Source organism: Aerococcus sanguinicola (assembly GCF_001543145.1).
Lineage (GTDB): Bacteria > Bacillota > Bacilli > Lactobacillales > Aerococcaceae > Aerococcus > Aerococcus sanguinicola.
Genome location: NZ_CP014160.1, coordinates 1,720,345 through 1,744,884, shown reverse-complemented (window position 1 = coordinate 1,744,884; position 24,540 = coordinate 1,720,345). Strand labels below are relative to the sequence as shown.

At 45.6% G+C, this 24,540-nt stretch carries 22 protein-coding genes; 4 read left to right on the top strand and 18 right to left on the bottom strand.

The annotated features are described in order from the left end of the window. Positions 1-71 precede the first annotated feature (71 nt). The gene (locus AWM72_RS07775) at positions 72-959 is read left to right on the top strand and encodes a mechanosensitive ion channel family protein (protein WP_067975860.1); all 888 of its coding nucleotides are present in this window, start codon (positions 72-74) and stop codon (positions 957-959) included. 47 nt (positions 960-1,006) lie between these two features. On the opposite strand, the gene AWM72_RS07770 is transcribed toward AWM72_RS07775, so the two are convergent. Together AWM72_RS07770 and racE are read right to left on the bottom strand one after the other, a co-directional pair. Then, on the bottom strand, positions 1,007-1,606 hold the full coding sequence (locus AWM72_RS07770) for an XTP/dITP diphosphatase (protein ID WP_067975855.1): 600 nt from the start codon (positions 1,604-1,606) through the stop codon (positions 1,007-1,009). An 11-nt stretch (positions 1,607-1,617) separates the two neighbouring features. Beyond that, positions 1,618-2,418, bottom strand: a complete 801-nt coding sequence (racE, locus tag AWM72_RS07765; protein WP_067975851.1) for a glutamate racemase — start codon at positions 2,416-2,418, stop codon at positions 1,618-1,620. A 91-nt stretch (positions 2,419-2,509) separates the two neighbouring features. On the opposite strand from racE, the gene mgsA reads away from it, so the two are divergent. Continuing rightward, positions 2,510-2,971 (top strand): methylglyoxal synthase, encoded by a 462-nt coding sequence (mgsA, locus tag AWM72_RS07760; protein ID WP_067975847.1) that lies wholly within the window; start codon positions 2,510-2,512, stop codon positions 2,969-2,971. A 536-nt stretch (positions 2,972-3,507) separates the two neighbouring features. Here mgsA and trxA read toward each other — a convergent pair. The 4 genes from trxA to zapA form a co-directional block, all read right to left on the bottom strand. Then, positions 3,508-3,819, bottom strand: a complete 312-nt coding sequence (trxA, locus tag AWM72_RS07755; protein ID WP_067975842.1) for a thioredoxin — start codon at positions 3,817-3,819, stop codon at positions 3,508-3,510. 82 nt (positions 3,820-3,901) lie between these two features. Continuing rightward, positions 3,902-6,304, bottom strand: coding sequence for an endonuclease MutS2 (locus tag AWM72_RS07750; RefSeq protein ID WP_067975838.1), 2,403 nt, complete (start codon positions 6,302-6,304; stop codon positions 3,902-3,904). Positions 6,305-6,328: 24 nt separating this feature from the next. Further along, positions 6,329-6,904 (bottom strand): hypothetical protein, encoded by a 576-nt coding sequence (locus tag AWM72_RS07745; protein WP_067975834.1) that lies wholly within the window; start codon positions 6,902-6,904, stop codon positions 6,329-6,331. A gap of 21 nt (positions 6,905-6,925) precedes the next feature. Beyond that, on the bottom strand, positions 6,926-7,405 hold the full coding sequence (gene zapA / locus AWM72_RS07740; protein ID WP_158444759.1) for a cell division protein ZapA: 480 nt from the start codon (positions 7,403-7,405) through the stop codon (positions 6,926-6,928). A gap of 229 nt (positions 7,406-7,634) precedes the next feature. On the opposite strand from zapA, the gene AWM72_RS07735 reads away from it, so the two are divergent. Continuing rightward, entirely contained in the window at positions 7,635-9,275 is a 1,641-nt protein-coding gene (locus AWM72_RS07735; RefSeq protein WP_067975828.1) for an ABC transporter permease subunit, read from the top strand. Beyond that, a complete protein-coding gene (locus AWM72_RS07730; protein WP_067975825.1) occupies positions 9,268-10,011 on the top strand; it encodes an amino acid ABC transporter ATP-binding protein in 744 nt (247 codons plus the stop codon). The genes AWM72_RS07735 and AWM72_RS07730 overlap by 8 nt, the downstream gene beginning before the upstream one ends. A 45-nt stretch (positions 10,012-10,056) precedes the next feature. Here the strand turns inward: AWM72_RS07730 and AWM72_RS07725 are convergent, their stop codons facing one another. The 12 genes from AWM72_RS07725 to AWM72_RS07670 form a co-directional block, all read right to left on the bottom strand. After that, on the bottom strand, positions 10,057-10,941 hold the full coding sequence (locus AWM72_RS07725; RefSeq protein ID WP_067975820.1) for a DUF368 domain-containing protein: 885 nt from the start codon (positions 10,939-10,941) through the stop codon (positions 10,057-10,059). Positions 10,942-11,088: 147 nt separating this feature from the next. Next, entirely contained in the window at positions 11,089-12,894 is a 1,806-nt protein-coding gene (locus AWM72_RS07720) for a DUF2207 family protein (protein WP_067975816.1), read from the bottom strand. Further along, positions 12,888-13,439, bottom strand: a complete 552-nt coding sequence (locus AWM72_RS07715; RefSeq protein ID WP_230080815.1) for a LemA family protein — start codon at positions 13,437-13,439, stop codon at positions 12,888-12,890. The genes AWM72_RS07720 and AWM72_RS07715 overlap by 7 nt, the downstream gene beginning before the upstream one ends. A 19-nt stretch (positions 13,440-13,458) precedes the next feature. Next, positions 13,459-14,145, bottom strand: coding sequence for a tRNA (N6-threonylcarbamoyladenosine(37)-N6)-methyltransferase TrmO (gene tsaA / locus AWM72_RS07710; RefSeq protein ID WP_067975813.1), 687 nt, complete (start codon positions 14,143-14,145; stop codon positions 13,459-13,461). Between the two features lie 62 nt (positions 14,146-14,207). Next, positions 14,208-15,131 (bottom strand): pseudouridine-5'-phosphate glycosidase, encoded by a 924-nt coding sequence (locus AWM72_RS07705; RefSeq protein WP_067975809.1) that lies wholly within the window; start codon positions 15,129-15,131, stop codon positions 14,208-14,210. A 117-nt stretch (positions 15,132-15,248) separates the two neighbouring features. Further along, on the bottom strand, positions 15,249-16,220 hold the full coding sequence (locus AWM72_RS07700; RefSeq protein ID WP_067975807.1) for a diaminopimelate dehydrogenase: 972 nt from the start codon (positions 16,218-16,220) through the stop codon (positions 15,249-15,251). A gap of 15 nt (positions 16,221-16,235) precedes the next feature. Then, positions 16,236-17,549: a diaminopimelate decarboxylase gene (gene lysA / locus AWM72_RS07695; RefSeq protein WP_067975804.1), complete on the bottom strand. Its 1,314-nt coding sequence runs from the start codon at positions 17,547-17,549 to the stop codon at positions 16,236-16,238. Positions 17,550-17,730: 181 nt separating this feature from the next. Further along, positions 17,731-18,642: a magnesium transporter CorA family protein gene (locus tag AWM72_RS07690; protein ID WP_067975802.1), complete on the bottom strand. Its 912-nt coding sequence runs from the start codon at positions 18,640-18,642 to the stop codon at positions 17,731-17,733. 391 nt (positions 18,643-19,033) lie between these two features. Then, a complete protein-coding gene (gene epsC / locus AWM72_RS07685) occupies positions 19,034-19,603 on the bottom strand; it encodes a serine O-acetyltransferase EpsC (RefSeq protein ID WP_067975798.1) in 570 nt (189 codons plus the stop codon). Next, complete coding sequence (gene cysK, locus AWM72_RS07680; protein ID WP_067975794.1) at positions 19,593-20,507, bottom strand: cysteine synthase A; 915 nt, start codon at positions 20,505-20,507, stop codon at positions 19,593-19,595. Before cysK ends, epsC begins: the two co-directional genes overlap by 11 nt. Before the next feature lie 193 nt (positions 20,508-20,700). Beyond that, positions 20,701-22,977: a CAMP factor family pore-forming toxin gene (locus tag AWM72_RS07675; protein WP_067975791.1), complete on the bottom strand. Its 2,277-nt coding sequence runs from the start codon at positions 22,975-22,977 to the stop codon at positions 20,701-20,703. Between the two features lie 337 nt (positions 22,978-23,314). Beyond that, the gene (locus AWM72_RS07670) at positions 23,315-24,538 is read right to left on the bottom strand and encodes a mechanosensitive ion channel (protein ID WP_067975787.1); all 1,224 of its coding nucleotides are present in this window, start codon (positions 24,536-24,538) and stop codon (positions 23,315-23,317) included. Positions 24,539-24,540: the final 2 nt, after the last annotated feature.

Below are 24,540 nucleotides of genomic sequence, written 5' to 3'. Positions count from 1 at the left end.
AATCAGAAAACTTTACTTTTTCATGCTTTCTCCTTAAAATTAGAATACTTAAAAGAAACTAGGAGGAAGCCATGTCACAAATCCAAACTTTTTTTACTAATTATTTTTCTAAAATTGAATGGGACCAAGTCATTAGCTCTTGGTTGGGTAATATCATTCAAATTGTTATCACTGTCTTAATTCTCTCGATCGTCCGCCGCTTGTTGACTCGCTCGGTTGATTTTTATTACGACAAGGCTGAACGTTTTGAGAAGAATCCAGCCCGTCAACAAACCTTGCGTACCTTGATCCAAAATTTTATCCAGTATACCTATTACTTCCTCGTCATCTACTCTGTCTTAGCGATCTTGGGCGTTCCAGTCGCTACACTGATGGCTGGTGCCGGGATTGCCAGTGTGGCGATTGGTATTGGGGCTCAAGGTCTAGTTAATGATATTGTTAACGGCTTCTTTATCCTCTTAGAACACCAATTTGATGTGGGCGATACGGTTCTCATCAATGATTATGAAGGCGAAATTTCTAAGCTAGGCATCCGGACCACAGTCATTAAGGACTTTAACGGGGACCTACACTTTATTTCCAACCGTAATATTACGGATGTCACCAACCGGTCTCGCTACCCTATCCGCTGCGATATCGACTTGAGAATTTATCCCGATTCGGATGCTGACCAAATTGAAGCAGTGCTCAAGGCTTGTATGCAAGAAGAGCAGCCGAATCCCTTGCTCGCCCAAGATCCCATCTATCTGGGAGTCTTCCGCGATAGCAACCGCTTCAACCTGATTTACCGGGTCCGTCTCTTTGCGGTTAATGGTATGCAGCTAGATGTCGAGGGCAAGTACTATAGCAAACTCACTGAAGCCTTAGACCGGGCAGGCATTAGCCAACCTGAATCTCAATTCAATACTTCCATGGCCATGCTCCAAGCCCGTGAAGAAAAATTCAATGAAAATGTCTAATCGACAAAAACCAGCTTCCAAATTTAAGGAAGCTGGTTTTTATATGCTTAGAGCTTTAACTTGCCTTGGTCCAAGTCCTCTTGGAGGGCTGCCAGGGCTTGACCGCGGTGGCTAATGGCTGCCTTTTCCTCTGCTGTCATTTCAGCGGTGGTCATTCCCTTGCTGGGTACATAGAAGAGAGAATCGTAACCAAACCCATTCGTCCCTCGCTCTTCTGTTAAAATTTCGCCTTCTAATTTTCCTTCATAGTCTGCTAGGATTTCTCCATTGGCTCCAGCAACGACCAAGACACAGTGGAAGGCAGCTTGCCGCTTGCTTGGATCGACATCCTGCAATTCCTCTAATAGTTTGATGCGGTTAGCCGCATCCGATTTTTCTGGACCTGCATAGCGCGCGGAATAAATACCGGGGGCTCCGTCCAGAGCATCTACCGATAAGCCTGAGTCATCCGCAATCACGATTTCTCCTAAAGCTTGAGCAGCAGTCCGCGCCTTTATCCCGGCGTTCTCCAAGAAACTGCGTCCATTTTCTTCAATATCTGCCATTTCTGGATGGTCTAAAAGGGTTTCTACCTGATAATCAGCAAAGATCATTTCAAATTCTTTAGCCTTACCCGGGTTTTTAGTAGCAATGACAATTTTTTTCATCCGTTATCCTCCTATAAATCAGTTAATTTAACTTGTTTCACAATCATTTCTTGGCCCAACCAGTCCTGACCAATTTCCTTAAATAAGCGCACCGAGCCTGTCGTATAGAATTGCTGTTTAGCTTGTCCAGGCCGAGATTCGGCCAAGCCCAGATAGTCCAACAAGATCGATAATTCTGATACGGCTTCCGCCCCTGAATCGATCAAAGTAACTTCTTTCCCCATAACATGTTGAATGGTTTGTTCTAATAGTGGAAAATGGGTACAACCTAGGATCAGGGTATCGAGATCCTTTTTGCGCAAATCTGCTAGGGTCTCAGCCACTAACTTCTTAGCTAAAGAAGACTGGTATTGGTGACTTTCGACTAAAGGGACAAAGGCGGGGCAAGCCAAGGGAAAAAGCTCTAAGTGGTTATTTTTAGCCCATAAAGCTTCCTGGTAGGCCCCGCTTTCGATCGTCCCCTGGGTGCCCAAAATCCCGATGCGTCCCTTGCGTGTGGCTTTATTGGCGGCTCGGGAACCAGGCTGGATCATCCCAATCACCGGAATATCCAAGCGCTTGCGCACCTCTTCCAGACACACCGCGGAGGCCGTATTACAGGCAATAACGAGCATTTTAGCCCCCTGCTTGACCAGGAAATCGACCAACTGATTGGTAAAGGAAGAAACTTCCTCCTCAGGTCTCGGGCCATAGGGGCAACGAGCATTATCACCGATATAGATTAGGGACTCATTGGGCAGTTGACGCATGGCTTCTTTAACAACCGTTAAGCCCCCGACCCCCGAATCCAGAAAGGCAATAGGTAAATTCATAAACTTCTCAAATCCTTTATTTTCAAATTCGTGTTACAATTGATTAGAAGATGATTATAGATTTTTTACTTAATTGAAAGGTGGCTTTTAAATGAAAATTGCTTTAATTGCTCATGACAGCAAGAAAGATCTTATGATTGCTTTTACGACAGCCTATAAGGAAATTTTACAGGAACATGAGCTTTTTGCAACCGGTACGACAGGAAAGAAGATCCAAGAGGCAACAGGACTCAAGGTTCATCGCTACCAATCTGGTCCCCTCGGTGGTGACCAACAGATCGGTGCAGCGGTCTCGCAAAATGAAATGGACTTAGTGATCTTCCTTCGTGATCCCCTAGCTGCCATGCCCCATGAGCCTGATGTCAATGCCTTGATTCGTCTCTGTGACGTCTACAATGTACCGCTAGCAACTAACATCGGAACAGCAGAAGTTCTCATCCGCGGCCTTGAAGCAGGTTACCTAGACTGGCGGACCCAATACGACCAAGGCGCTATCAACAAAGACATCCGCGCCAACCTCGCCCACGGCAACCCAGACCGACCAATCAAATAAGTACAGGGTGTGAGCAAAGGCGGCTAGAAGCTTACCACTGGAGCACGAACGAAAAAGGGCAAGCTGTGCTTGCACGTTTCGATCGTGTGAAGTGGAGAAGCTTCTGCCTTTGCGAACCCGACTACAGGGTGTAAGCAAGAGCGCTTAGTCTTGAATGATTGGAGGCTCATCGAAAAAGGCTGACGTCAGTCAGACGTTTCGATGAGCTGAAATCACTTCAAGGCTGCTCTTGCGAACCCGACTACACAGGGTGTGAGACTTGGCGGTTAGGCTTGGATGATTGGAGCAAGTAAGGATAAGAGCGAAACATTCGCTCGTTCCTTACTTGTGAAATCACTCCAATCCTGCCAAGTCGAACCCGACTACACAGGGTGTGAGGAAGCTGTGCGACCGAGCCCGACTAAACAAGGGTATGGGACGGACTAGCGTGCCTCCCTCGCAAGAACAAGCGAGCTAACTCTAAGCGAGCTTGTCAAACAATCATTCATATTTAAGCACATGAGCGGTTAGGCCTGGCCCAACCACTCAATTTTTGCTTATAGATATTGTTCTAAAATTTGTTCCAATTTTTCTTTTGGTGTATAACCAATTAAGGTTTCAACTGCTTCGCCATCCTTCTTAATAAGAAGGGTTGGAATCGACATAATGCCAAATTGACGAGCTGTTTCTTGGTTTTCATCCACATCGACCTTAGTGAATTTGACTTGGTCGCCCATTTCATCATCTAATTGTTCAATGACTGGACTTTGCATCCGGCAAGGGCCACACCAAGTTGCCCAAAAGTCAACCAGGACCAGTCCGTCTTGAGTTTCTGCTTCAAAGTTTGCATCAGTTAGTGCTTGTACCATAAGATACCTCCTTGGTATTTCTTTGCTAGTGTAAATTTAGTATAACATAGGCTGCTGTTTTTTAGATAAGTTTTGCCTGGATTTAGTCTTCCTTAAACTTGACAATGGTCGCACCGTTGCCGCCCATATTATAGGGAGCAAAGTGGAAATCCACCACCCGAGAATGGCGTTTGAGATAGTTTTGCACGCCCTTGCGCAAGGCCCCTGTACCATGACCGTGGATAATCGTGACCTGGCCATAATTAGCCAGGAGCGCAGCATCAATATAGGCATCCAAACGTTTCATGGCATCATCATAACGTTCTCCTCTTAAGTCGAGACTGGATGACACTGACTTAGCTTTAGAGGCTTTAACACTAGCTCTAGCTGGCTTATCTGTTGCTGCCTGCTTGCTCTTACGGAGAAGTTTGAGATCCTTGCGTGGCAGGGTCATCTTCAAGATCCCCATCTGAACTACCCATTCATCGTCTTCCCTTTCTTCCATAACGACGCCTTCTTGACCATAAGGAATCACCTTCACTTCATCGCCAACTTCTAAAGTTTTAGCCGCCTCTTGGGCCGCTTTTTCTTTTTTAGCCTTCTTAAGTACTTTATTCTGCTGCAACTGCTGTTCTTCGTAGGTTAAATCGTCAAGAGCTTTCTTTTTATCAATCATCTCGTGCTCTTTGACCTGTGACTTACCCTGGTCGAGCTGCCATTGGCGAATATCTTGCAGGATTTTATCGGATTGTTTCTTACGTTTTTCCACAATCTCATTGGCTTCTTTTTTAGCCCGCTGCAGGTATTTTTCCTTATCTTCCCGCATGGCTTGGTAGGCTAATTTTAAATCATGGAGGAGGTCGTCGGCCTTCTGCATGTTCTGATTGAGTTGCTTAGACTTGCGTTCAAACTTCTGCCGCTGTTCATCCAGAGAGAGGAGCATATCATTAAGATTGTGGCTATCGCTAGAGATATAGGAGCGAGCTTCTTGGATAATATCTTGGTCGAGTCCCAAACGACTAGCGATATCGATAGCATTAGACCGTCCGGGCTCCCCAATCAAGAGCCGGTAAGTGGGACTCAGAGTCTTCTCATTGAATTCGACACTGGCATTGATGCTGGCTGGGTGTTCGTATGAGAAGGCTTTAAGTTCTGGATAGTGGGTGGTTGCCATCACCTTGGCTTGACTATCTGATAAACGGTTCAGGATCGCCATGGCCAAAGCTGCCCCTTCTTGAGGATCTGTCCCAGAGCCCAACTCATCGACTAAAACCAAGCTTTGGCTATCCACTCGCTCCAAGATCTGAATAATATTGGTCATATGCCCAGAGAAGGTACTCAAGTTCTGTTCGATCGACTGCTCATCACCAATATCAGCGAAGATTTCATCAAAAACTTCAACCTTTGAACCTGGTTTAGCCGTAATAAATAGCCCAGACTGAGCCATTAACTGAATCAGACCTACTGTTTTAAGGGTGATGGTCTTCCCACCTGTATTGGGTCCAGTGATAATAATCATTCGATAGTCCGAACTGAAGTAAATATCGTTGGCTACGGCCGTATCGACATCTAGGTAGGGATGGTAGGCTGCTTTAAGGGCAAGCTGGTCCCCTACTTGTGCAAGTACAGGTTTACTGGCCTGGTAAGCTTTAGCCAATTGAAATTTGGCATGGATAAAGTCTAAATGCCCGAGCAGCTCGTTATTGGACGCTAAATCCGCTAGAACGGGGACTAAGTTGGCACAGAGTTCAGCCAAAATCCGCTCAATTTCTTCCTTCTCTTCTCTTTTGAGAGCCTGCAAACGGTTGTTGCTTTCCACTACCACTTGAGGTTCAATATATAAGGTTTGTCCACTAGCACTCTGGTCGTGAACGATCCCCCCAAAGGCATGGCGGTAGGAATGTTGGACAGGGAGAACATAGCGGTCATTTCGAATCGTTACCAGCTGGTCGCTCAAATAGGCGCTTTTATTGGATTTAATAATTTGGTTCAGCTGGCGGCGAATATTGTTCTCCTCGTTGTGGAGTTGGCGGCGGATCTGCATTAAGCGGCTGCTTGCTCCATCCTTGACAGTACCATCAACTTCAATGGCCGCTTCCAAGGCCCGTCTCTCTTCCGCCAAAGCGATTAACTGGTCCAGGTAAGTTTGGATCCATTCAAAGGCTTCCTCCTCTTCCTGGAGCCGCCCCTGGAAGTTAAGCAAGCCCTTAACTAGGGTCAATAGCTGTAGAATTCCTGCTAGCTCTTGGCCATTTAAAGAAGCTTGGATCTCCAGGCGCTTTAAGCTAGGTCGAATATCGTTCACCCGACCCAGTGGCATTTCCAAGGTCAAGGCATCCAAGCGGCAAAATTCTTCAACTTCATCAAGCGCTTGTTGGATTTCTTTTCGATTTGTCATGGCTGTAAGAGACTGGCTCTTCTCGCTAGCTAGCGGGTGTTGGCAATATCCCTTAACCTCCTGACGAATACGGTCAAATTCAAGTGTTTCAAATATTTTATGATTCAAACAGAGCATCCTCCTTCGCTAAAACTAGAGATTTAGAGCTAATCCATCAAAAATAAAAGCAAATATCCACTGACTTAACAGGGGACTTTGAAATAAAAGTCTAGAAGCCAAGAAATCGTCGCCTAAAAATGACTGCACTTGTGGGAGCCCTATAAAAGTTAGCAGCTGTAAGCTGAAAAAAATTAAAAAATAGCTATCTAGCAAGGCATAAATCCCCACTAAGCTGAGCTGGCACTTGGTCGGCTGCGCCCTCTTCTGACTCGTGGCATGAACAAGTAGGGGTCTAATTAAGCGGCGCAATAGAAATAAAGTAAAAACGAAAACGAAACAAAAAGCCGCTAATCTGAAAAAGGCTGTATCCAAGTTAGGAATCAGTTCTCTTGGATAAAAAGCGTAAGTCGTATCTAAGTCATGGCCTGGCAGAGGGAGGAAAAGTTCCAAGGGACCTAGCAAACTCGGGCTCAAAAGACGAGCAAGGGTAAAGGCCAAGCCCAAGGTCAAGGCATAGCCCCATGCTCCCCAGCCTCCCAATAAATAGGATCTTCGATAATAGGCTAAGCCCTTGATCAAACTAAGCAATAAAAATAAGATAAGAATCATAGCCAGATGCGCTCCTTTGCACTAGTGGCGGCGGGTCTTAGTCAAGCCTCCCTGCTTGCGATCCGATGAAGTGCTCGGGTGACTTGCTGTCGTTTCTTGGCTTTGGTCGTGACGATCGACTGGACTGGCTGAGTCAGAGGCTTCCCGCTCTTTTAACAAACGTTGAAAGGCTTTGGCAAAATTTTTATGGAGAAAATGAATTTCTTCTTTTAACGCTTTGACTTCAGCTTCTAACCCTCCAATATCGCTGGCCATTTGTTGGCTTTGCTTGCGACTCTCGGTTGACAGCTCGAGATCTAAGCGGTCGGAAATGGCATTGACTGCCGCTAAGAGAGCTTGTTCTTCAGTTGAGATAGCATAATGGCTAGCCTGCATCTCCTTCATTTGTTGGTTAAGAATTTCAACTACCTGGTCGACATGCGCACGCGACTTGTCGCTGACAATAGTATAGTCTTGGTTAGCAATTACGACTTGATGACGCATTTTTTTATTCTTCGTCATAGGCATCCTTTCTCTCCTTAACTGGTCATTCTCTATCTATTTTAGCATGAGTCGATTAAAGGCGCTAGTCAGTCGCTTTTATTTCCATTGTATTTATCCCATTAGAAATCTCAGCTTTTATGATTTTTTTTGACAAAAACCAGGCGTTCCATGGTATCATTGAGAACGACATACTAGATGTCAACCGCTTCTGTCGGTTGAATTTTCATCAAGATTGGAGAGAATACATATGACAAGAAAGGTATTGTCCTTTTTTGCTGTTTTAATGACAGTTTTTCTGGCAATTGCAAGTGTCTTGCCCCAGCCAGCCCAAGCTGCTGAGTCTGAAGCTAGCACGCAGTTTAACCAAGAAAAAATTGAACAGGGTTTGGAAAGCCCGGGGATCCTGAGAGTCGGAATGGAAGCTAATTACGCGCCCTTCAACTGGACCCAAACTTCCGATGCCAATGGGGGTTTTGAAATTTCTAACGCAGATGGCCAATTCGCCAATGGCTACGACCTACAGATTGCTAAGCGCCTGGCTGACAAGCTAGGGCTCAAGCTAGAAATTGTCAAACTGGATTGGGATGGCCTTCCCCCAGCCCTGGAATCAGGCAAGATCGATGCGATTATCGCGGGCATGTCCCCGACGCCTGAACGGCTCCGCCAGATCGACTTTTCAGATCCTTATTATAATTCGGATATCGTTGTCGTTACCCGTAAGGACAGCCCTTATGCCAATGCCAAGAGCTTGAAAGACTTCGAAGGCGCCCGCCTTACCGGCCAATTAAATACCTTCCACTATAACTTAATCGACCAGGTGCCAGGTGTTAAAAAAGAGACTGCCATGGATTCCTTCCCTACCATGATCTCATCCGTACTCAGTGATAAGATCGATGGCTATATCTCCGAACGGCCAGGTGCCCTAGCTGCCCTAGCAGCTAATGATGATTTAACTATGGTGAGCTTTGAAGAAGGCCAAGGTTTTGACCTCGGCGACCAATCCAGCTCGATTTCGGTTGGCTTGCGCAAGTCCTCCCCTCTCACTTCAGAGATCAATGCCGCGCTAGCGACTATTTCTGAAGATGAACGGAACCAAATCATGGAAGACATGGTTGATCTCAACCAAAGAAACCAAGAAGCGGGGTTCTGGGGCGAAGTCGCTGGGATCTGGAAGACCTACAGTTCCCAATTCATCAAAGGGGCAGCAAATACCATGTTCATTGCCCTCGTTTCAACCTTAGTCGGCTTCTTTATTGGTCTCTTAGTGGCCATCTACCGGACCATTAAGGTGCCTAAACATAATCGTTTGGGGCAAACACTTTATAAGATCGTTGACTTTATTATCATGGCCTATATCGAAATCTTCCGTGGCACGCCAATGATGGTTCAAGCCATGCTGATCTTCTATGGGTCCAAGCTCTTCTTTAACATCGATATGAGCTCCATGTTTGCTGCCCTACTGATCGTGTCTGTGAATACCGGAGCCTACCTAGCCGAAGTGATCCGAGGCGGGATTATCGGTGTCGACGATGGACAGAGCGAAGCTGCTAAGGCCATCGGGATGAACCATTTCCAAACCATGACCTATGTGGTGCTTCCCCAAGCTATCCGCTCAATCTTACCTGCCCTGGGTAATGAGTTTGTGATTAACATCAAAGATACCTCTGTCCTTAACGTAATCGCTGTAACGGAGCTCTTCTTCGTGACCCGTTCAGCCGCCGGGACAACCTATCTGACCTTCCAAACCTTCTTCATTACCTCAATCATCTACTTCGTCTTAACCTTCACCACGACCCGTATCTTGCGTCTCGTCGAACACAAGATGAGCGGCAGCGATTCCTATACTGTTTACCAATCATCAACAAGTGAGGTGGAAATTCATGACTAATGCAATCTTAAATGTTGACCACTTAAAGAAAGCATTTGGCGATAATGTCGTACTTAAGGATATTGATTTCTCAGTCAGTCCAGGTGAAGTCATTTCCATTATTGGCTCATCCGGATCCGGTAAATCAACCCTCTTGCGCTGTCTGAACCTGCTTGAAGAACCCACTGAAGGAGACATTCGCTTCCATGACCAATCAATTCTCGCCAGCCACTTTGACCAAAATAAATTTCGAGCCAAAGTTGGTATGGTCTTCCAGCAATTCAACCTCTTCAAAAATATGAACGTCCTCGAAAACTGTGTGATTGGCCAAGAAAAAATAATGAAACGCAGCCGCAAAGATGCGGAACAAGTGGCCTTAGCTAACCTGGAAAAGGTTGGCATGGCCCCTTACCGTGATGCCATGCCCCACCAACTTTCGGGGGGGCAGCAGCAGCGGGTAGCCATTGCTCGGGCCCTCTCCATGGATCCAGAATTACTTCTCTTCGATGAGCCCACTTCTGCCTTAGACCCGGAAATGGTTGGCGAAGTTCTCCAGACTATGACCCAGCTAGCCGAAGAGGGACTGACTATGATCGTTGTTACCCACGAGATGGCCTTTGCTCGGGACGTCTCCAACCGCATCTGCTTCATGGATAAGGGATACATCGTAGAAGATGGCGAACCTGACCAGGTGATCAACCACCCTAAACATGAACGAACTAAAGAATTCCTAACCCGCTATTTAGCTGAAAAATAAGAAAAATTGGCAGTGCCTAGTTTAAAAACTAGGACTGCCAATTTTTTATTTGGAATATTTAGCTTCAATTTTGGCGAACCACAGGGAGAAAATCACCCCTGCAACCAGCATTAAAACAGATAAAAGTAAGTTGGAGAAGAAGCTCAATCCAGAAGCTGCCAGACCTTCCGCGGTGAAGGTTGGAAAGACGACAGTCGGGAAGATAGCCAGTGAAGACCCGATGACTGTTCCTAAGATAAAGTGGTACATTTTGGAATAAAAGTGGGCAAAGAGCCAATTGGCGACCTTAGCTAGAGCCAATACACAGATTAAGCCCCCTAAAGCGAGAGGAATAATCACTGAGAAATCTAAAGCGGCGATACCTGCAGACATCTTCTCATAGAGACCAAAGTAAATCAAAAAATTACTTGGACTCATCCCCGGTACAATGACACCTAGACCAATTAAGGCCCCAGACATTAACCAGACAAAGAAATTCGGTTCAACCGCTGTGAGCGCGCTCCCACCGACAACCATGAGCAAGAAGAGTAAGACCGCACTGACCCCCATAATAGCCAGGTCAGCTGTTGATCGCCCTTCTTCCCCAGCTTGCCGGTAGAGGGAAGGGAAGGTACCAATCACAAAACCGATAAATAAGCAGGTAAAGAGCCCTTCATAGGCTCCAAAGGCTTCCTTAACCACAAAGGAGAAAAGCAAGATCCCCAACACAAAGCCGATCCCAACTGGAATAAAGTAGCGGACATTCTGCCAGAAATTCTTGGTTAGGTTACCTAAAAAACTCAAAATTTCATCATAGAGCCCAAAGATAACTGCGAGAACCCCGCCCGATAGGCCAGGCAGGATGCCACCGATTCCAACTAGGGCACCTTTGAATATCCTAAAAAACCAATCTTTAGAAAATAAATCATTACTTACTTCTTGATTTTTCACATTTAAACCTCCATAATCTTTCACTTAACTTCTCAATTATACATGAAAGCCAGATAAATTTAATTAAAGAAGACTAAAATTTTATAAGCTAAGAAAAAACTCCCCTCCCTAGACCTAGGCCTAGGCAAGAGAGTTCAAAAGGCAGGCTTAGCGGACACCTCCGCCGCTGCCGCCACCGAAGGAACCGCCACCTCCTCCGATACTAGTAAAGCCGCCGCCCCCAGAGCTAGAAACTTCGCTCATACTCGTTGCCTTCACATAAGACTGGTTGATGGACCGGCTGATCCAGTAATAATTCATTAGAGGGACTTGGTTGAAGCTAGAATACTGGTAGTAGTTGGGATAAACTTTTTCAAATTCCTTTTCTACTTCTTCCAAGATCCCATAGGCGCCGGCATAAAGCATCATTTGATCCCAGAGACCAACTTCTTTAGCCCCTCTTTCATTGAGCAAGGAGTAATCGGCAAGATAATTCTTAAAGCCTACGACTTGGTCTCTAAAGACAAAACCTTGATCAGTCAGTGGCAGGTCTACCAAGTCATCCGCCTGGTCGCGTTCCGTCTTTTCCTTGGCTGCTTTAGCTCGTAATGACTTCAAATAGCCAGCTTCCTTCAGATAGGACTTACTGTGGGTCTTCATCTTGGCCAAGGCTTGGATGAATTTTTCTGGGTTATTCTCCACATAATGGCTGAATTCTGCCTGGCTGAGCTGGTCTCTCTTACCTTGAGCCTTAGCCATCAGCTGGTAAATACTCCCAGCTGGTCCAGATGGTGTCTGGTCAGCAACTAGGCTAAAGAGACTCTCTTCCTTGCTTCTAAAGAGACCAGATTCTAGGTTAGTCTCTATCAGTAAGGCCCCTGAAGCAACAAGGTCAAGCAAGGCAACGGTGAGATAGTTTGCCTTGAGGTCTTCAACTTCCATATCTTCCAATAAGGCATAGATTTGATAGACATCCTCCGCCGGCGTTTCCCGGTGGTAGTGGCCCTTCAAACGCTCTTCTGCCTGGGCCATGGTCGGATAATAACGAGCTTTCAGTTTACGCTGCTTGTAGATATGGTAAGCGCCCATAGCTCCAGATACTCCGACAAGAGCAAGACCCGCTAGGATGATTTTCCCTAGATGGCGGTCCATAAAGCGGTCAAAGGCTGAGGGACCTTTGGCATTCAAACTACCGGTTTGGAGATCTTCATAAGTAGCTTCCGGGTCGTAGTCCTCATAGTTATAATCGCTGCCCTCAAAAGCGGTCTTGAGATAGTCTTCAAAGGACTTGTCCACTTTGAGCCCAGTCTGATAGGTCCCCGCCGGAATACGGAGGAGAAGGGTTGCATAATTAGAGTCATCGAAATCTCCCTGACTGCTAGCTATGATCTTGCCGTTTTCAAAGGAGAGTTTCCCCCTAAAACCAAAGGCCCAGGCCCGATAGTTATTCTCTAAGGTCAGAGGCTCTAGGTCTGACTGCAGACTAATCTTAATTTGCTCTGGAGCTGGCGACATAGAGTCATTGACCAACTTCCAGAAGACCATCTGTTCGGTCTGGCTCTGAGCGACAAAATTATTAATTTGATAGGAGATTTCATAAGTATGGGAACCATAAGAACCAATTCCCCAGTTTAATTCCCCTTCTGCTCGACCATAATGGCCTGACTTCTCTTCTTGGGAGGCTTCCACATCCCAATTTTCTCGGTGGGTCAAGGGCTGGCCGTCAACTTTAACTTGGTAATCGACGAGTTCTTGGTCGTCCAGCATGGTCATTGGTTTATAGAGCTCCGTCCCCTCATCGACAACCATATCCCAGACTTCTCGGATCCTGGCACTGCCATCTGGCTGGAGGGTCACGTCAACCTGGATCCCCTTATTCTCATTGGCCCAGACCATTTCTCCAGGCAGGACCATGACAGTAAGGATAAGGCTGACTAAGAAGAGGAGGAAGCGCTGGTGTCCAGGCTTTACCATTGTGGCATCTCCGCCTTGTCAGGACTAGACTTAAAGTAATCCTTAGCCTGAAAACCAGTTAAGTTGGCAATAATGGAATTAGGAAAGACCTTGATCAAGCGGTTAAACTTAGTCACCATGTCATTAAAGACCATACGCGACTGGCGGACATTGTTTTCATACTTGTCGACGCTCGACATGGTCTGTTGGTAAACACCTGATGCTTTAAGATCTGGGTATTGTTCGACTACCACGTCAATGGCCCGCATGGCTCGTTCGAACTGGGCTTGGTCTTCTTCGATTTGACTGACACTCGATTGGCGGCTGACCCCAGATCGTTCGTGGACAATTTGCTTCAAAGTGTCCGCTTCGTGGCTCTGATAGGACTTAGTCGCTGAAATTAAATTGCTCAAAGCATCCCAGCGCGATTCCACTTGAGCCGCAATTTGGGCCATGGCATTGTCTACCATTTCAGCTGTGCCAATCATTTGATTATAACGTCCAATCCCCCACACCACAACTAGGGCAATAAGTGCTAAAACAACGAGTCCAATTATCATTCCCATAATGATCCTCTTTCTATTTTTAACGTTCAGGTAATTCTTGTACTTCGATCACTTGTAACTTGCCATCTGCGACCGTAAAAATAATATTCTGTTCATAATAACGCATGCCATAACGCTTCTCTTTATGTTGTTGGTAAGCTGGGCGGGGATCCAAGGCTAAGGCCTGGTAGGCACCCGGTCGCTTATCTTCAGGAATCTTTGCTAATTCGGCTGGCGGAAAATTAACATCTAAGCGCTCAAAATTTGCTTGGTCGACGAAACCCGAAGCCGCTTGGCTATGCGAATCTGCTTCAACTGAGTAAGGTTTAATATCGTATACCGGTGTTTCAGACACCATATCCACCCCTTTGACGTAGAGAACGGGCCCCTTGTCTTGAGTCCACTCAATCCGGTCTAAGCGAACAGAGGACAAGCCTAGACGGTTAGGGCGAAAGGGAGACCTCGTCGCAAAGACACCCAAGCGCTGGTTGCCACCGAGTCTAGGTGGACGCACCGTCGCTTTGGTCTGCTCAGCTGCCACTTGAGAAAAGCCCCAAATGAGCCAGAGATAATCAAAGTCCTCAATGCCCCGGATATAGTCCTTCTGCCGGTAAGTTGGAGTAAATTCAATCCGGCCCTCCAAATCAGTCGCCAAGGAGCTCTGTCGGGGGGTCCCAAATTTCTCTTTGAAGGCTGTATAGATGTAAGCGATTGGTTGAATTTCCATTCTGATACTCCTTTACTTGGAAAAAAGGGCTGGGCCTCAGTGCCCAGCCCTTATGTGATGGCTTATGAATTTGCAATTTCATTGTAGGCAACCGCAATTTGGGCACCTAAAACCGCATTGTTATAAACCAATTTAATATTGGCATCTAAGCTGCGTCCATCTGTTAATTCAACAATCTTAGCGAGTAAGAATGGCGTAGTATCCTTTCCTTTAACACCAGCTTCATCCGCTTCACGAATGGCTTGGTCAATAATTTGATCAATTTCTTCGTGAGGAATTTCGTCTTCCTTCTTAATTGGGTTAGTTACCAACATCCCTTGCCCCAATTCAAGATCATGAGAGATCTTCATCATACGGGCAATTTGTTCTGGAGAATCAGCCCGAGTGTTAAGCTCATAGTCAGAGCTTGAAGAGAAGAAAGCGGGAAGTTTATCTGTTTGGTAGCCAACCACTGGCACACCCTTTGTTTCAAGGTATTCCAAGGTTCTTGGTAGGTCCAAGATAGCCTTAGCCCCAGCACAAACAACAGTTACAGGGGTTTGACCAAGTTCTTCCAAGTCAGCCGAAACGTCCATGTGTTCATTGTAGCCGCGGTGAACCCCACCAAGACCGCCTGTTACAAAAACATCGATGCCTGCCATGTGGGCCCCAATCATAGTCGTTGTTACGGTTGTAGCACCGAGACCGCCCTTGGCAATAACTTCTGCCATATCTCGGCGTGAAACTTTCGCCACGTCTTTTTCACTGGCCAGACGCTCCAAGTCTTCTTCAGTCAAGCCAATTTTGATCTTGCCATCCATAATCGCAACGGTAGCTGGGGTAGCTCCGTGGTCACGGATAATTTGTTCCACTTGCTTAGCCATTTCCACATTTTGTGGGTAAGGCATGCCATGGGAAATAATTGTCGATTCGAGAGCCACAACTGGCTTCCCTGCAGCTTGTGCTTCTTTCACTTCAGGACTAATTGATAGATAAGTCTCTTTCATATATACGCCTCTTTCCAAGTATTATCAGCTTAAGAATAACATATTTTTCTAACAAAAACCATTATAATTCCTTCATCTGATAAGGATAAGGGCAAGTTTTCCAACTTTTATTTCGGCTTATAAGAGTTCTTGACGCAGGGTCTGCCCATCTTTAGCTGAAAGATAGGCAGGTGCAATATCGAAGACGGTCTTGGCCCCGTATTGCCCCTCTTTAGCTAAGCGGGCTGCAGCCCTTGCATAGGCCACATTAACCGCCGCCGTAAATTCTGGATTGGAGTCCAGTTTGAGGGTAAAGTCATAGACCTGCTTTTGTTCAGGGCTCGTTTGTCCCTGGCGGATAACCGTCCCTCCATGTGGAATCCCTGAATGGTCACGGTCTAATTCTTCTTGGCTGATAAAATGAACGTCCACTTGGTCATAAGGGGCAAAGTAGTCCGGCATGTTGACAATTTCTTCTTTAACTCGACCGCCATCGGCACCCTCTTCTAAGACTGCATAGACTAAACGACTGTGGGCTGTGCCTTGCTTGTAGTCAATGCTTTTCCCAGCATGGAGAGTTTCAATCAGGTCTTGGTTAGGGATAGTGTATTGGACAGCATCCTTGACGCCCTCCACCCGGCGTACTGCATCCGAGTGGCCCTGGCTGACCCCCTTGCCCCAGAAGGTATAGGTATTGCCTTCAGGGAGGATAGCCTCACTGAGTAAACGGTTTAAAGAGAAGAGCCCAGGGTCCCAGCCTGTAGAAATCACAGCGACAGTTTGATTCTCCTTGGCTACCTGGTCTATTCGGTCAAAGTAGCTAGGGATTTCTGCATGGTTATCATAGGCATCGACGGTATTAAATTTAGCAGCAAGGGCTGGCCCCTGGTCTGGTATATCAGAGCGTGAGCCCCCGCAGAGGATCAAGACATCGATCTCATCGACAAATTGATCAATATCAGCTAAGGCATAGGCAGGGCTTTCGGTGTCCAATTGTGCTGGGTCGCGCCGGCTAAAAATACCCACTAATTCTAAATCTGAGGCTGACTTAAGGACTGCTTCAACACCACGTCCTAAATTTCCATAACCTACAATTCCAACTTTTGCCATTTTTATCACTACTTTCTATTCATCCATTTCATAGCTGAGATCATTCCGCATCATATCGGCATAAGTCTCCCGTTTAACCGCCAAGCGATCCTTACCATCTTCCACAAAGACCACTGCGGGCCGTCCCATCCGGTTATAGTTAGAACTCATACTATAGGTATAGGCTCCCGTGTTGGGCATTAAGAGCAAGTCGCCAGCTTCCGCTTCGGGCAGAGCTGCTGCCTTCAAGAGGACGTCCCCGCTCTCACATAACTTACCGCCTACCCGGTAGGTCGCTTGAACAGGATCCTTTAGGCGATTGGCTAGTACTGCTTCATACTCTGCTTGGTAAAGGGCAGGTCGGATATTATCGGACATCCCGCCATCCACAAAGATAAAGGGCAGACCTGCTTTTGTCACTTTAACTTGACCGACAGTATAAAGGGTTGACCCGCTGGCATTGATCAAAGAACGTCCCGGCTCAATACTGATCGCTTGGAGCTCGCTTAAGCCTTGCTTAGCAGCTTCTGTCTTAATATATTTAGCATAGTCGCTTAAGAAGCTTGCATAGTCAAAAGGCTGATCACCTTCAGCATAGTAAACACCGAAGCCGCCACCCAGATTCAACTCCTGGACCTTCATTCCGTAATTTTCAGACATTTTCTTAGCAAAAGAGATGACACTTTCAGCTTCTTCAAAGAAGAAATTTCCCTTGAGAACTTGAGAGCCAATATGGCAGTGGAAGCCCGCCAAATCAACCTGGGGATCAGCTAGCATATCCTGGATCAGGCCTTCAATTCTAGAATCCGTCATCGACATCCCAAACTTAGAATCTTCCGTGGTGGTTTGGATGTACTGGTGGGTTTCTGCCGCGATGCCTGGATTGACCCGGAGCAGGAGGCGGATCCTTTGACCAGCTTCTGCTGCGACCTCACTAAGATGTTGGTAGTCAGCGATGGAATCCACCACATAGGTACCCACACCCGCTTCCAGCGCCTCACGGATCTCACTAGCCAGCTTATTATTGCCGTGGAAATAGATCCGCTCAGCGGGCATACCAGAGGCGAGAATCGTATAGAGTTCGCCCCCACTCACCGCATCGATATGGAGGCCTAAACTTTTGACTAATTGGACCATATACTTATTCAAAAAGGCCTTTGAAGCGTAGACCACCCGACAGTCCAGTCCATCTACCTGGAAATTATCCTTAAAGCAAGAAATCTTCTCCTTTAAGGCCTTCTGGTCAATAATTTGAAGAGGTGTGCCATATTTTTCTTTTAGTGTTTTAACCCCTATTCCACCAATAAACAATTCATTGTTTTTTTCTTCCATTGTGCCCGTTAAATCCACTCAGACATTCCCCCTCTTATTATTTTCTAATGTTAAAAGATTATCAATTATTTCCTAGCTTGTCAATTCTTAGGGCGGTAAAGTTAGCATCTGCCAATACCGATATAAGATCATTTTCATAATCTGAATTTATGTTTTATCATTTATTCATAAGTTAAACAATAAAAGGACTAGCTCCATGCTAATCCTTAAAGTAAAATTTAATCAAAAGATGAACGATAATGCCGATGACGATACTGAATATAATCGTTCCTATCCAGCTCAGTGGCGAATCAACACCAGGTAGAGGCATATTCATTCCAAAAAAGCCCGTTACAATGGTAGGAATAGTGAGGATAATGGATAGGACAGTCAACACCCGCATGGTTTCGTTCAAATTATTATTTAAGACATTATTAAAAGTCGAGCCCAGTTGTTCCAAGATCTGTGAAGAAAGCTCGGTCATTTCTACCAGCTGCTTGGCTTCGATTTGAACATCTTCTAATTCATCCACTTCATCATCCGTCAAGCCCCTAACGACCCGGCCTAGACGGAATTGTTCAAGAAGTAAGACATTTTGCTTAGCAGAAGTCAGGAAGTAGGCAGTCCCTGTCTCAACGTCAGATAAGGCTAGCAAATTATCCTTGGTTGTCCGCTCCCGCAATTCCTTAGTCAAGCGGTTACGCTCTTGGACCATGGATTCAACAATAGGGAAGTAGGAGGTGGTGATAAAGTAGAGACACTCAAATAAGAAAGAATGAATGGAATAATTCTTCTCAGCCGCTAAAATTTCCCGCATGCCATCTATAATATATTGGTTTTCTTCATTAGAAATAGTAATAATTCGTTGATCCTTAATAAAGAAAGTTACCGGAAAAGTTTCGTTAAAACTATTAGCCAGACGACGCTTGGGCGCATTATAAATGAGAAGCAAACAATCATGGTCATCGTCGTACTCGACCCGGGCCCTTTCGTTGCGGTCTAGGGCATAGGCTGCCATTTCCGCATCGATCCCATAAGTGACAAGGTGTTTTTGTAGGACCTTGGGAGATTCAACCTGGATATTCACCCAAGTATTAGCCTTTTTCGGTCCAAATATTACTTTACCAATCATAGATAGCCTCCCTTACTTATTTGATTATAGCATATCCACCTACTGATAACATCGATAAATAAAAGCGGAGCCAGGACGTAGCTCCGCTTCTTTGACTATTTATTTAGGGATAGAGTTGACGAGCTAATCGCGTGTCTTCACACCCTATGTAGTCGGGTTCGAGGATGCAGAAAGGGCTCCTCTTCGCAAAAGGCCGTCGAAGGCTTGTAGCCTTCTCTCTGCCCTTTTACTCCAGAGCTCCCTTTCTCCCGCATCCTCTCACACCCTTGTATAGTCGGGTTCGACTTGGCAAACTCGGAGTGATTTCACAAGTAAGGAACGAGCGAATACTTCGCTCTTATCCTTACTTGCTCCAATCATCCGAGTCTAACCGCCAAGTCTCACACCCTTGTTAGATTTCGTATTCGCCAATTCGGTTCCAATTTTTGTCGTGAAGGATGATGCGAGCGGGAACCCCTACGGCAGTCGCGTAGGGGGGAACGTCTTCTAGGACGACTGCTCCGGCCCCCACTTTGCTATGGTGGCCGATTGTTACATTACCTAGAATAGTTGCGCCTGTTCCAATTTCCACATAGTCCTTAATCGTTGGATGGCGCTTGCGTCCTTTTTCTTTACCGGTCCCGCCCAGAGTTACGCCATGATAGATTTTAACCTGGTCACCGATCTGGGCAGTTTCCCCGATGACAATGCCCATGCCATGGTCGATAAATAAATTATCACCAATCTCTGCCCCAGGATGAATTTCAATGCCTGTCTCCCGTTTGCTTTTTTCAGACAGGCGACGGGCTTCAAACTTCTCCCCTTCGAGGTAGAGAGCATGGGCTTGGGCATGGTCGCGCAAGGCTTGGATACCGGGATAAAGCTCGTAAACCTCTTGCCAAGATGTTGCGGCAGGATCTTCCTGATAGATATACTGAGCGAGTTCTATCCAGCGCGTCTCGTCCAGGTCCTTAGTCTTCATCGCTATAAACTCCAGATGATAAGTAACGTTCGCCTGTATCTGGTAGGACAGTCAACACATGGTGGTCAGGGCCTAATTCTTTAGCTAAGCGCTGGGCAGATACATAGTTAGCCCCAGAAGAAAAGCCGGCTAAAATGCCATATTTATGGGCTAATTCAACAGCCCCAGCAATAGCGTCCTCATTGGATACTTTATCGATGTAATCGATGACAGATTGGTCAAGGATCTTAGGAATAAAGTTAGCCCCCAAGCCTTGGATCTTGTGAGAGCCTGCCGTTCCTTCAGTAAGGAGTGGTGACGCTTCAGGTTCAACCCCCCAGACTTTGGCATCTGCCTTCTCTTCTTTGAGCACGCGGCCAACGCCCGTTACAGTTCCGCCTGTGCCGATCCCAGCTACGAAGCCATCAATCTCTGGTAGGTCTTCTAAAATTTCACGGGCCGTTGTTTCTACGTGGGCTTGGACATTGGCTTCACGTACAAATTGTCCAAAAACAGGAGCACCGATTTCTTCAGCAATCTCTTCGGCCTTGGCCCCGGCTCCCTTCATTCCTTCGGCACCAGGTGTGAGGATGAGTTCAGCCCCATAAGCTTTCATCAGATTGCGACGTTCGATACTCATGGTTTCAGGCATAACGATAATCACACGCAGTTTTAAAGCCGCGCCTAACATGGCTAGAGCAATCCCCGTATTACCAGAAGTCGATTCGACAATGGCGCCCCCTTCTTCGATTTCCCCGCTATCAATCAAGCTCTGTAAAATATACTTAACCGGACGATCCTTGACAGAACCACCTGGATTACGGGATTCGAGTTTAACATAGATACTAGCGGCATCTTCTGCCGTTTGATCTAATTTAATGACAGGAGTATGGCCAATTGCTTCAGATACATTATTATAAATCATTTAGGTCACCTCATTAAGCTTAACTTATTTTTTGTTAGTTGCCCTTATTGTAGATGGAATCTTCCTTCAGGTCAAGGCAAAAGTCCTCAAATCTTGTTATGATTTTTTCCGAACGCCCCTAATCGCCACAAACAAACAAAAAAACTAGCAGACCGATTCTAGAAGAGCGGTCTGCTAGTTGGAAGTGGATCAATTATGCGAGTTCAGCTCGGGCTGCAGCGAGGGCTTGACGAAGGGCATTAGCTGCTTCATCAACTTCAGCGTTGCTAGCCTTCAAGCTGAGGCGAGTTCCTACAGCCTTGGTGATCACTTTATTTAAATTATTGTAGGCATTGAAAGAAACCTTACCGAGCAATTCGCTATCGCGGATGCTCCGAACTTCACGGATCAAGTCGCGAAGTTCGAGTTTTCTTTCTTTAGAAGCACGGGCATTCAAGGTTGCTTGTGCAATTTCACGAGCTTCATTTAACTGACCCTTAATTTCTTCCATCACAGCTTGGACATCGACTGTTTTAGCGTGAAGGTCTAATTGTAGGCCAACAGCCTTAGTTAATGTTGCATTGAGTGCCGTGTAAACTTCAGTTGGCACATTACCTAAGATTGACCCATCACGTTCAAAGCGGGTGTTCCAAATAAGGTCTTTCAATTCACGTTTAAGGGCATTTGGAGCGATTTGTTGGTCAGCTGGGATGCTTTCTAAGTAAGCAACGGCTTCCCCGTAAGCTGCCTCAAGTTCAGCAACTGCGTCGTCAATTTGGTAAACGCGAGTTTCTGAGTATAATTGAACCCCAACAGCTCGTGTAATGGCCTTGTTTAGCTTGTGGTAAACTTCAAATGGTACTTTAGAAAGAATGTATTCGTCACGTTTGAAGCGGGTGTCCCAGATAGCCTTGTCCAATTTTTCCTTAATATAAGTCGTAGCGATATCTTTAGGGGTGATATTCCGGTAAGCATTACCGAAGACTTCTAAGGCTTCTAATTCATTCAAACGTTTAGTCAAACGTTCTGCCGTTGAGAAAGGATCGACAACAGACATAAAGGCATGGGTAATTTCTAGACCAGCTTTTGAGTGAACGATTTGTGGTTTCATCCGCCATTCTGTCGTTGCTGTTTTAATTAATTCGGCACCCTTGCGCAAGACGCGAGCGCGTAAACGGAAGGTGTTTGGATTGTAGAAGCTGCCTGGGTGGTAGCTAACAACCATACCGTCTGCAACGCTACGTCCGATATCCATAGCCATTTGCCCTAACTTGTCAAGAACATAGTTGACTGGTGTGCCATTGAAAGTTACTTCAGAAGGAATTAATTCAGCAATAGCACCAACGACTTCTGTTGAGAGATAAACATCTTGGCGAACTGCTTCTGCTTTGAGTTCAGCGATACGTTGGATCAATTCACCAATCTTAGTGAAGTTTAAGTTAACAGGTAGGATCGAATCCATGATCGCTCCGATACCAGCAGCAGGCCGTTCCCCTTTTTGTAAGTTTTCTAATAAGCTAAGGACGCTATCTGTTGTCCCAGTTACTTTGCCCACTAATTTCTCAAAATCTTCGAAGCTAAAAGCAGGCTTGTCTTCACCAGCTGCATAGAAAGAAAAGCCAGAAGCTCGGCTAACACTTGGTTGGCCTTCTACGATGTGGTGAGTTTCGCTTTCATCTGGTCCTAATTCGCCGTAACGGATCACAAATTTAGAAAGTTCTTCTAGAAGTTCGTGATCTAATTTATTGTCTACGAGAACTTCCCCTAAGGTCTTCAAAACGTCTTCGCTAGCCGCACGGTCTTCGTCTTGAACTGATACAGCAATAGCAACAGATAGAACTTTATTGAAGCCTTCAGGATTTTCCTTAGCGAAATTTTCTAATGCAGCGAAATCAATAGCCTCTTCTTCTGCAGGCGCTTCGTCAACGTCTACTGTTTCTTTTTCACTTTTTGCAGCTTCTTCACTGCTATCTTTACTTTCTACTTTTGATTCCTTGCTTGTTTCTTTGTCAGCGTCTTTGCTGTCAGCTTTTTCACTAGCTTTATTTTCTTCTACAGAATCTGTAGCTTCCTTGGCTGGAGCTTCAGGACGAGCTGCGTCTTCTTTTTCAACTGCTTCAGCAGGAGCCGCTGGAGCTTGGTCTGAAACAGCAGCTTCAGCTGCCTTTTCTTCTACAGGATTTTCAGGTGCCATTTCAGCTAATTCTGCTTCCAGAGCTTTAAGCTCTTCTTCTGGTAGAGCTGTTTCAGCTTTTGCTTCTGCTTCAATGCTTTGCTCTTTTTCAGGAACAACGGGATTAACAGTTTCTGCAGGCTCAACTTCAACGCTTGATTCCACATCCGCTTGTCCTGCGCCAGCTTGGTCAACTTCAGCTGCTAACACAGCTTCTTGTGAAGCAAAGAGTAAACCGATACCGAATGCCAAAGATGCGGCACCCAAACTTACCTTACGACTTAACATAGTATGTGAATGAGCTTTAGATTTATTCATCTTCATCTTCCTCCTAAATTCACGATAAACTAAGCGACAACACCAGCAATCATCCTAAGCGCTTACAAGGATGATATAAAACAAAAAAGAAACAATTTATGTATCATTTCTTATCTATAGTTTATGCCCTTAAAATGCATTTGTCACCCTTTTGGTAAAAGTTATTTTAAAAAATATTAAAGAAAGCTTTAATATCAAGCTTTCATAATCTTATAGGAAGACACTATTGTATTTTTTGTACATGGTCAGGAACTAAATGTCGAACAATTAATGTATTATTTTTATAAAAAAAGCCGGTGCACAACTTGTGTGCACCGCACTCTTCTTCATTCGTCATTTACTTTTCCTCTTTTTGGTTGATTTTGGAGTCGAGACGTTCCAATTGCTTGCGGGCAAAATCGCGTCCCCCTAAACCGAAGGCCAGCGCAAAGGCAACCGAAGCCCCGCCCACAATTAACATGAAGCCAATATTAACAATAGAAGCGGCGAATTGTAATTGGTCTAAGGCCATAAAGATGGCTAAGATGACCAAAGCGTATTGAACAGTATTAGCTAAAAATTTAGACCCTGTCGATTCTCTAAGGAAATTAGCCAACAAGTTCCCACCAATGACGCCCAGGCAAAGGATAGCGATAGCAGACAGAACTAAAGGCAAGTAGGCAATCACCGCTTGGCCGATCTGTGAGAGAACATCAAGCTGTAAGACATTTAAGGCTTGAACTAAGAAGAAAATACCAATAACAGCCTTTACTGCATGTCCTAAGATAGCGCTTAGCTGAAGGGAATGGGCATCTTCCTTAACATTAAGATACTTAGTGAAACGGTCAATATTAGCCGCACTCAATAAGTTTTCCACTAAGTCGCCGATCAACTTGGCAAGTAGAGCGCCTACACTCACAAGGACCAGGGCTACTAGGATATTCGGAATAGCAGCCAACATGGTATTGAGTAGGTTAACGATTGGTTTCGCAATTGATTCAATCCCCAAAACCTCTAGCGCAGCCGTCAATAAGGGGATAAAGAGTAAGACATAAACTAGCATAGCTAGACCCTTAGCCACTTGTTGGCCCTTGCTGCGGGTCTGGCCTTCTTCAGGATCAGTCTGCAGAAGCCCTGCCAACTTACCGTCAATATTGACCCGCTCTAAGAGATTTTGTACAATATCGCGGACAAAACCGCAGAAGTAGAAAGCTAATACTAAGATCAGAATTGAACCAATGATATTGGGGATGAAGGCAAAGAACTTATCGAACATATTAGTGATTGGTTCCATGACCCCTCCAATATTCAAGCCTTGTAAGATGGCAGGCAGGAAGAAGACAAAAACTAAAAAGTAAGCGACCTTGGCAATTGTCTGGAGCAAGCCCCTAGCATCCGTTTCATCCTGGGCTACGCCCCAGCTTAAGAAGCGTTGGTCAGCGTGGATAGCTTCCAGACCCTTGAAGGTTAACTTACGAACAATCACAGCGATAATCCAAGCGACCAGTAAGAGTAAAACCGTTCCTAAAATATTAGGAATCGCCGAAAGAATCGGCTCTAAAAAAGCATTTATGGCATCCATTT

Excerpts from the sequence above, each read along its gene's own strand:
- AWM72_RS07775 (WP_067975860.1), top strand. The coding sequence starts at position 72 with ATGTCACAAATCCAAACTTTTTTTACTAATTATTTTTCTAAAATTGAA.
- AWM72_RS07770 (WP_067975855.1), bottom strand. The coding sequence starts at position 1,606 with ATGAAAAAAATTGTCATTGCTACTAAAAACCCGGGTAAGGCTAAAGAA.
- racE (WP_067975851.1), bottom strand. The coding sequence starts at position 2,418 with ATGAATTTACCTATTGCCTTTCTGGATTCGGGGGTCGGGGGCTTAACG.
- mgsA (WP_067975847.1), top strand. The coding sequence starts at position 2,510 with ATGAAAATTGCTTTAATTGCTCATGACAGCAAGAAAGATCTTATGATT.
- trxA (WP_067975842.1), bottom strand. The coding sequence starts at position 3,819 with ATGGTACAAGCACTAACTGATGCAAACTTTGAAGCAGAAACTCAAGAC.
- AWM72_RS07745 (WP_067975834.1), bottom strand. The coding sequence starts at position 6,904 with ATGATTCTTATCTTATTTTTATTGCTTAGTTTGATCAAGGGCTTAGCC.
- zapA (WP_158444759.1), bottom strand. The coding sequence starts at position 7,405 with ATGACGAAGAATAAAAAAATGCGTCATCAAGTCGTAATTGCTAACCAA.
- AWM72_RS07735 (WP_067975828.1), top strand. The coding sequence starts at position 7,635 with ATGACAAGAAAGGTATTGTCCTTTTTTGCTGTTTTAATGACAGTTTTT.
- AWM72_RS07730 (WP_067975825.1), top strand. The coding sequence starts at position 9,268 with ATGACTAATGCAATCTTAAATGTTGACCACTTAAAGAAAGCATTTGGC.
- AWM72_RS07720 (WP_067975816.1), bottom strand. The coding sequence starts at position 12,894 with ATGGTAAAGCCTGGACACCAGCGCTTCCTCCTCTTCTTAGTCAGCCTT.
- AWM72_RS07715 (WP_230080815.1), bottom strand. The coding sequence starts at position 13,439 with ATGGGAATGATAATTGGACTCGTTGTTTTAGCACTTATTGCCCTAGTT.
- tsaA (WP_067975813.1), bottom strand. The coding sequence starts at position 14,145 with ATGGAAATTCAACCAATCGCTTACATCTATACAGCCTTCAAAGAGAAA.
- AWM72_RS07705 (WP_067975809.1), bottom strand. The coding sequence starts at position 15,131 with ATGAAAGAGACTTATCTATCAATTAGTCCTGAAGTGAAAGAAGCACAA.
- AWM72_RS07700 (WP_067975807.1), bottom strand. The coding sequence starts at position 16,220 with ATGGCAAAAGTTGGAATTGTAGGTTATGGAAATTTAGGACGTGGTGTT.
- AWM72_RS07690 (WP_067975802.1), bottom strand. The coding sequence starts at position 18,642 with ATGATTGGTAAAGTAATATTTGGACCGAAAAAGGCTAATACTTGGGTG.
- epsC (WP_067975798.1), bottom strand. The coding sequence starts at position 19,603 with ATGAAGACTAAGGACCTGGACGAGACGCGCTGGATAGAACTCGCTCAG.
- cysK (WP_067975794.1), bottom strand. The coding sequence starts at position 20,507 with ATGATTTATAATAATGTATCTGAAGCAATTGGCCATACTCCTGTCATT.
- AWM72_RS07675 (WP_067975791.1), bottom strand. The coding sequence starts at position 22,977 with ATGAATAAATCTAAAGCTCATTCACATACTATGTTAAGTCGTAAGGTA.
- AWM72_RS07670 (WP_067975787.1), bottom strand. The coding sequence starts at position 24,538 with ATGGATGCCATAAATGCTTTTTTAGAGCCGATTCTTTCGGCGATTCCT.